The 1344-nt window shown below is 29.2% G+C and carries 1 protein-coding gene; it reads left to right on the forward strand.

What is annotated here, in order from left to right; genetic code table 11:
- The first annotated feature begins 87 nt into the window (after positions 1–87).
- Positions 88–1308 (forward strand): IS4 family transposase, encoded by a 1221-nt coding sequence (locus C8P70_RS13710; RefSeq protein WP_133713858.1) that lies wholly within the window; start codon positions 88–90, stop codon positions 1306–1308.
- Positions 1309–1344 lie beyond the last annotated feature (36 nt).

Raw genomic sequence — 1344 nt, forward strand, 5'->3', positions numbered from 1 at the left:
TAGTCATGGTCGGAAGATTAATCTTCCGACTTTTTTTGTTTAAAAAAGTAAGGTAATGTATACATTTGGCTGCAGAAACTAAAGTATATGAATACATTTAAAGATCATAAAATAACGGTTAGTCAGATTTTACAATTTATACCAGAAGCACTATTAACAAAGTTGTCAAGTACTACTTCTGTAGATAAATACACTAAAGTATTACATGGCAAAAAGATGTTTTATTTATTGCTATACTCTATTTTAGAGAATGATAGATTAAGTCAACGTAGTTTAGAAGATACTTTTAATGGCTCTATTTTTAAGGCATTGTTTGATTTAGATGAAAATGAAAAAGTTAGACGTAGTTCTATATCAGATCGTTTTTCTAAAATAGACAGTGATTATTTTAAGACAATATATGAGAATATCTACGAGCAATTCTCTTCTGTTTATTCAAAGAAAGAATCCGAAGGTTATAATATAATTCGCGTAGATAGTACTCTTGTATCAGAAACAGCTGGAAAGCTTGTAGAAGGGTTAGATTATAAAACAGGAAAGAAACACATCAAATACAGTACTTTATTCGATGGTATATTACCATGTGGAGTAGAGACATTTAACACTTCAAGTTATAGTTCTGAAGAGCTAGCTTTACCTGAAGCTATTTTAAAACATGTAGAAAAGGATAAAAATCACAACAACATTTATGTGATTGACAGAGGCTTACAATCTACTAGAACAATGCAAGAGTTTACCTCTAAGAATATTCCTTTTATCATTAGATCTAAACAAAACAGAAAATTTAATGAGATAGAATCTTTAATAAAAGATATTAATAGAAAAGATTCTGATAACTATACGCTTATCAAAGATGCAAGAGTCAATCTTTTTACAGGTAAAAAGATTACTAGCAAAACAGATAAAACCTACTATAGAGAAGAATTAATAGAGCAAGATTTTAGACTTGTGGTAGTTAAAACTAAATGTAATGAACAAAAAGAATTTTGGTTCTTGACTAATGATTTTGAGATGACACCTTTTCAAATTGCTGATTATTATAAATCGAGATGGGATATAGAAGTGTTTTTTAGATTCTTAAAGCAAGAACTTAATACTGCTCACTTAGTTTCTCTTAATAAAAATGGGACGCAAGTCATGATATATATGACGCTTATAGCAGCTATGCTATTACTTATTTACAAACATACTAATAACTTAGGATATAAAACGGCTAAGAGAAGATTTAATATGGAACTTAAAAACTTGGTTATTGCACTTATTGTTGCTTTAACTGGGGGAGACCCTAACAAAGTACCTATTATATAAAAAAAGAGTGGTCAGAATTTCTTCCGACCACTCCTA

Origin of the sequence: Myroides indicus (assembly GCF_004364575.1) — a bacterium.
In the GTDB taxonomy this organism is placed as follows: domain Bacteria; phylum Bacteroidota; class Bacteroidia; order Flavobacteriales; family Flavobacteriaceae; genus Flavobacterium; species Flavobacterium indicum_A.